Genomic DNA, 6384 nt, shown 5'->3' on the forward strand with positions numbered 1-6384 from the left:
GCAGCTATTTGACGTTGTCGGAGTGCAGCAGGAAGATAAAGGTGAGCACTGTTTAGTGATCCGCCCTACTGATCATATGCTGACTGCTGACTTTCCGGGACTGCCTGAAGAAGGCGCGACGGTGACCTTTAACCGACATACAGCTCTGAGTCGTGATGACGTTCATTATTTAAGCTGGGAACATCCGATGATCAGCGGCGGTATGGAGATGATCTTAAGCTCTGATACCGGTACCACGTCGGTAGCTATTTTAAAAAACAATACATTGCCTGCAGCAACCACATTTTTAGAATTAATCTATGTCGTGGAAGCGCTTAATACCGATAACGCACAATTAAGCCGTTTTTTACCGACGACGCCGATTCGTTTATTATTGGATAAAAATGCCAAAAACTTAGGAGAGAATGTTAGCTTTGATAGTTTTAACCGCCAGTTAACGCCTATTAATCGTCACATCAGCCGTAAGATCGCTAATACGTCACAGCCATTAATTCATCAGTTAATTAAACAATCTCAACCAACCGCGCAAAAATTAATGGCTGACATTATTAGTCAGGCGAAAAGCAACATGCAGCAGACATTGGAGCAGGAGCGGGATCGTTTAGAAGCACTAAAAGCAGTTAATCCTAATATTCGCGAAGAGGAGATCCAATATTTACAGGATCAGCAAAGTAACTTCGAAAAGATATTGGAACAAACCCAATTAAAACTTGATGCAATCAGGTTTATTGTTTCAACACAATCTTGATAAAAAAGGCTGACAGCTGACGGCCAACAGCTGTCAGCTTTATCACCTTTTAGCCCTTTAGCCTTACAAGTTGCGAGTAACGTGCCTCTAGCTTCGAATTTCGTAGCTCGTAACTCGTAACTCGTGACTCGTGACTCGTGACTAAGATACAAGCTGACGGCCAACAGCTGTCAGTTTTATCACCTTTTGCCCTCATAGAAGATATTTATATGCCGAATTTTGTCTACAATCCGCCCACAACCCCCTATCTGGATATCCTCTATCAGGATGAAGATATTGTTGTGTTAAATAAACCCTATGGCCTTTTAAGCGTGCCCGGGCGTGAAAAAAAGCACCGGGATAGTCTGGCGCTGCGTATTTTACGTATCTGGCCAAATGCATCTGTGGTGCACCGTCTGGACATGGCGACCTCCGGTATTATTATTTTAGCGATGCGCAAAACTGCACAAAGTCATATGGGGCGGCAATTCCAGCAGAAAAAGATCGACAAAACCTATTACGCACGCGTTGAAGGGGTTATCAAAGAAGATCAGGGGCTGGTTGATTTACCGATTCGCTGTGACTGGGAAAATCGCCCCCGTCAGATTGTAGATTTTGAACAGGGCAAAAGTTCACAAACACAGTGGTCAGTTATCAAACGGGAAAAGTTAACCACCCTGGTATGTTTAAAACCCTTAACCGGAAGAACGCATCAGCTGCGTGTACATATGCAGGCGATTGGTCACCCTATTGTTGGCGACGAGTTTTACGCAACGCAGTTCGGGCAAAGGTTGTCACCGGATCGGCTTGCACTGCACGCAGCAACGATCACCCTGACACACCCGACATCGGAACAACGTATCACCTTTAACTGCCCGCCACCTTTTGCTGATATTTAGTGTGCGATGCTCCGCTAACAATAAGCGCAAAATGCCGCTCTGAGTAGTTTGACAATATCAATAGGTAATAACTATTAGATGAATACCTTTAAACAACTTTACAAGCAGCGGCACACTTGACAGAATCCCCGTTTATTTAGCCGTAATAAATGACGCTCTGTTTGATATAGCGGAATGTTATATAAAGTGACACTATTGTTTAGCTTGGTTTATTAAAACAGTAGCCGAAAACAGATTTTTTCACTACTATCTACGGCTGTATAAAAAACGGGAAAATTGATATAACTCGTTGCGGGTTTCCCTCTTTTTTGTCGTGCTTATGACAAAGAAAAACAAAGACGTAGCAAGGCCTACAAAGCCAAATCAGGACGTTAAAATTAATCAATAAAAGCATGTAGAAATAAAAGCTGAATATGATCTAGATCTATTTCTGGCTTTTTTTTGTACGTAAAATCGACCATTCATAATAACAAGCGATCATGGACTTACTATGCAGATAGGTATACCTAGAGAGATCCAAGAGAATGAAAACCGTGTAGCAGCAACGCCTAAAACCGTTGAATTGCTGATTAAACAAGGTTTCACTTTTCTTGTAGAAACAAACGCCGGGACAGCAGCTAGCTTTTCTGATCAAGCTTACCAGGATTCAGGTGCAGAAATCAGCACAACCACGGATCCAGTATGGCAATCAGATATTATTTTCAAAGTTAATGCACCTACCGAAACTGAAATTGAACTGATTAAAGAAGGGGCTACCCTGGTCAGCTTTATCTGGCCGGCACAAAACCCTGAACTGCTTGAAAAATTAACCAGTAAAAAAATCAGTGTCATTGCGATGGACTCAGTACCACGTACCTCTCGTGCACAGGCACTTGACGCACTTAGCTCAATGGCTAATATCGCCGGTTACCGTGCGGTTGTTGAAGCTGCTAACCAGTTTGGCCGTTTCTTCACCGGGCAAATCACTGCTGCTGGTAAAGTACCGCCTGCTAAAGTACTTATTATCGGTGCAGGTGTTGCCGGTCTTTCAGCTTTAGGTGCTGCAGGAAGCTTGGGGGCAATTGTTCGCGCATTTGATACCCGTCCTGAAGTAAAAGAGCAAGTAGAAAGTATGGGCGCAGAGTTCTTAGTCGTTGATTACACTGAAGAAGAAACTGAAGTGAGCAGCACAGGCTACGCGAAAACCATGAGCGAAGGTTATCAGAAAGCGCAAGCTGCTATGATTGCTGAGCAGGCTAAAGATGTTGATATCATCATCACTACTGCGCTTATTCCGGGTAAACCGGCGCCACTGCTGATCACTGAAGAGATGATTGCTTCAATGAAAGACGGTAGTGTGATTGTGGATTTAGCGGCGCAAGCCGGCGGTAACGCGGCTTTAACCGTTAAAGATGAAGTTTTCCAGACCGAAAACGGTGTGAAAATTATTGGTTACACGGATCTTCCAAGCCGTTTACCAACCCAATCAAGCCAACTATATGCAACAAACTTAGTTAACTTGATGAAACTGCTATGTAAAGACAAAGACGGTACCATTGATATCGACTTTGAAGATGAAGTTATTCGCGGCGCAACCGTTGTTAAAGAAGGCGAAATTTCCTGGCCACCACCGGCAATTCAAGTCAGCGCGGCGCCTGCGCCAAAAGCGGCAGAAGTTAAAGAAGCCGTTGTTGTCGAAGAAAAAACACCGAACAAATGGATTAAACCTGGACTTGCTGTTGTCGGCGCTATTTTATTCGGCTGGTTAGCCGATGCCGCACCAACAGATTTTCTGGCTCATTTCACCGTGTTTATGCTCGCATGTATCGTAGGTTACGGCGTGGTTTGGAATGTTGCACATTCTCTGCATACTCCGCTAATGAGTGTAACAAACGCAATCAGTGGCATCATCATTATCGGTGCGCTGCTGCAGGTTGGTCAGGGTAACGGTATTGTTACCACCTTATCGACTATTGCAATACTGATCGCCACTATCAATATCGTGGGTGGCTTCACTGTTACTCAGCGTATGTTGAAAATGTTCCAAAAGGATAAATAAACATGTCTCAAGGATTAATTACTGCTGCATACATTATTGCAGCCATCCTGTTTATCGGGAGCCTGAACGGCTTAAGCAGTCAAGAGAGTGCCAAGCGCGGTAACATTTTTGGCATTATCGGTATGATCATTGCCGTCATTGCAACCATCTCCAGTGCCCAAGTGTCAGGCATGGGTTACATCACCGTAGCCATGGCTATCGGTGCTGGTATCGGTGTGCGCTTAGCATTGAAAGTTGAAATGACCTCAATGCCTGAACTGATCGCTGTATTACACAGTTTTGTCGGTCTGGCTGCGGTGTTTATCGGTTTCAACTCTTATTTAGAGCATGGCATGCTGATCGGTGTTGAGAAAACCATCCATGATGTTGAAGTCTTTTTAGGTATCTTCATTGGTGCCGTTACGTTTACCGGTTCAATTGTCGCCTTTGGTAAACTGAGCGGTAAAATTAACAGCTCTCCGCTTAACCTGCCGGGTAAAAACTGGCTTAATGTTGCTGTATTGGCAGCCACTTCATTCCTGTTAATCAGTTTTGTAAGCGGCGATTCAGGTCTATTCGCACTGATTGTGATGACTATTATTGCTCTGGCTTTCGGCTGGCATTTAGTTGCTTCAATCGGCGGAGCTGATATGCCGGTAGTTGTTTCAATGCTTAATTCATATTCTGGTTGGGCAGCTGCAGCGACAGGTTTCATGTTGTCAAACGATCTGCTTATCATCACTGGTGCATTAGTAGGTTCATCTGGTGCAATCCTTTCTTACATTATGTGTAAAGCGATGAACCGCTCATTCGTTAGCGTTATCTTAGGTGGTTTTGGTGCCGAAGTGATTGCTCAGGATGGCGATGCAGAGCAGGGTGAGCATTTTGAAACAAGTGCACAGGAAGTTGCTGATTCTCTACTTGCAGCAAAAAATGTAATCATCGTACCGGGTTACGGTATGGCGGTTGCGCAGGCGCAATACCCGGTAGCTGAGTTAACTAAAAAACTACGTGCAAAAGGTAAAAATGTACGTTTTGGTATCCATCCTGTTGCCGGACGCCTGCCTGGCCATATGAACGTACTGTTGGCAGAAGCTAAAGTACCTTACGATATCGTATTGGAAATGGACGAAATCAATGAAGATTTCCCTGATACTGATGTGGTATTAGTTATTGGTGCAAATGATACGGTTAACCCGGCGGCAAATGAGCCAGGTACACCTATCTCCGGTATGCCGGTACTGCACGTTTGGGAAGCAGATAAAGTGGTTGTCTTCAAACGTTCAATGGCATCCGGTTATGCCGGTGTTCAAAATCCGCTGTTCTTCAAAGAGAACTCGGAAATGTTATTCGGTGATGCTAAGTCATCCGTTGATGCAATTTTAGCAAATATTTAATCTGCGGATTAAATAACAATAAAAGGCGCTATTCAGCGCCTTTTTTCTTATCCAATAAAAAATTGTTATACGTGAAAAGCAGTCTGACGATATCAATATCTTAAACCAATAACCTCTCTCACGCTGTCTAAGGTTGTTATAAGATCACGACTAAAATTAAACGTCATGATATTGCTTTCTGTTTTTCCCTGGCGTAACAACTCATTAAAGTGGCATATTTCGTAATTGTAGCCGTTAGTTTTATAGTTGAAATCTATGGTTTCCTGGTTTACACCATCAGATAAGGTGACGGTCGACGGGCCATGAAAGCCTCTATTGATTTTAATCGTCCCCTGTTCGCAATAGAACACAGCTTCACAGGGGGTAGATTCTAGCAGGGTAGATTTTAATAATGCTGTGCTATTGTTTTTATAGCTAAAGAGCATCGAACAGGAGGAATCAGCACCATTGTCGAAGAATGTCGCATCAGCAGTTATCTTGTTCGGCACGCCCAGTGTCGAAAGTGCCGCAAAAATCGGGTAGATACCAATATCTAACAGGCTGCCGCCCCCGAGTGATTTTCTAAAAAGCCTGGCTTCTTCATTGAATTCCCTTACAAAGCCAAAATCCGCTTCAATTTTGAGCAGCTTACCATAAGCTTTGTTATCCAGTTTTGTTAACACAAAATGATAATGTGGAAGAAAATAGGTCCACAGAGCCTCCATCAGCAGAACATTATTTTCACGCGCAGTCGCAATCATGCTGTTAACCTGATCGGCATTCATGGCAAAGGGCTTTTCACATAACACCGCAATGCCCCGTCCTAAACATAACAGTGTATTTTCTTTATGCAGAGAATGCGGCGTTGCAACATAAACCGCATCAACCTTTTCATCATTTGCTAAGGCTTGATAGCTATCATAGGCTTTAGCCGCCTGATGTTTTTCTGCAAAATCATCTGCTTTTTGTTGCGTCCTTGAAGCAACAGCATAAAGCTCAGCTCCTGCAACGGTTGACAAATCTGTCGCGAATTTATCGGCGATATTACCCAGACCGATAATTCCCCAGCGTATATTTCTGTTTTTCGGTGATTTCATTTGCTGTTACTCCAAGTAAAAGATGTTAGGGTCTGTTTGCCGCACACAGTCCTAAAGTGGGTAGTTTATTTGCAGTTGAAAAAGCTGTTTTAAATTTTCAGATGCAATAAGCAATGCAAACTTTTCCATTTTTGTGACTTTTGTCACTCTTGTGCTATCTTTATTAGCATGCAGCTTGTAATTTAACTTGCTGTATGTGACGGGAGAAAATAAATATGAAAAAAGTACTGGCGTCGTTAGGTATTGGCTTGTTTGTTTTTTCAATGAA

Annotated in this window: 5 protein-coding genes and 1 pseudogene; 4 read left to right on the forward strand and 2 right to left on the reverse strand. The window is 43.3% G+C overall.

The annotated features are described in order from the left end of the window. From ABZA00_RS15820 to pntB, 4 genes and pseudogenes are all read left to right on the forward strand, one after another. Positions 1-748: pseudogene (locus tag ABZA00_RS15820) on the forward strand (RNA polymerase-associated protein RapA); the annotation flags it as partial. Positions 749-957: 209 nt separating this feature from the next. After that, positions 958-1626, forward strand: coding sequence for an RluA family pseudouridine synthase (locus tag ABZA00_RS15825; protein WP_372883120.1), 669 nt, complete (start codon positions 958-960; stop codon positions 1624-1626). 490 nt (positions 1627-2116) lie between these two features. Next, positions 2117-3664 carry a Re/Si-specific NAD(P)(+) transhydrogenase subunit alpha gene (locus tag ABZA00_RS15830; protein WP_372883121.1) on the forward strand — a complete coding sequence of 516 codons (1548 nt, stop codon included), beginning with the start codon at positions 2117-2119 and terminating at the stop codon, positions 3662-3664. Between the two features lie 2 nt (positions 3665-3666). After that, positions 3667-5040 (forward strand): Re/Si-specific NAD(P)(+) transhydrogenase subunit beta, encoded by a 1374-nt coding sequence (pntB, locus tag ABZA00_RS15835; protein WP_372883122.1) that lies wholly within the window; start codon positions 3667-3669, stop codon positions 5038-5040. Between the two features lie 92 nt (positions 5041-5132). Here the strand turns inward: pntB and ABZA00_RS15840 are convergent, their stop codons facing one another. Both ABZA00_RS15840 and ABZA00_RS15845 read right to left on the reverse strand, forming a co-directional pair. Then, positions 5133-6116 carry a Gfo/Idh/MocA family protein gene (locus ABZA00_RS15840; RefSeq protein WP_372883123.1) on the reverse strand — a complete coding sequence of 328 codons (984 nt, stop codon included), beginning with the start codon at positions 6114-6116 and terminating at the stop codon, positions 5133-5135. 51 nt (positions 6117-6167) lie between these two features. Next, the coding region (locus ABZA00_RS15845; RefSeq protein ID WP_372883124.1) for a hypothetical protein at positions 6168-6384 on the reverse strand (217 nt) is incomplete at its 5' end.

Source organism: Psychromonas sp., assembly GCF_041586535.1.
GTDB lineage: Bacteria > Pseudomonadota > Gammaproteobacteria > Enterobacterales > Psychromonadaceae > Psychromonas.

Coding starts and splice junctions, on each gene's coding strand:
- ABZA00_RS15825 (WP_372883120.1), top strand. CDS start 958: ATGCCGAATTTTGTCTACAATCCGCCCACAACCCCCTATCTGGATATC.
- ABZA00_RS15830 (WP_372883121.1), top strand. CDS start 2,117: ATGCAGATAGGTATACCTAGAGAGATCCAAGAGAATGAAAACCGTGTA.
- pntB (WP_372883122.1), top strand. CDS start 3,667: ATGTCTCAAGGATTAATTACTGCTGCATACATTATTGCAGCCATCCTG.
- ABZA00_RS15840 (WP_372883123.1), bottom strand. CDS start 6,116: ATGAAATCACCGAAAAACAGAAATATACGCTGGGGAATTATCGGTCTG.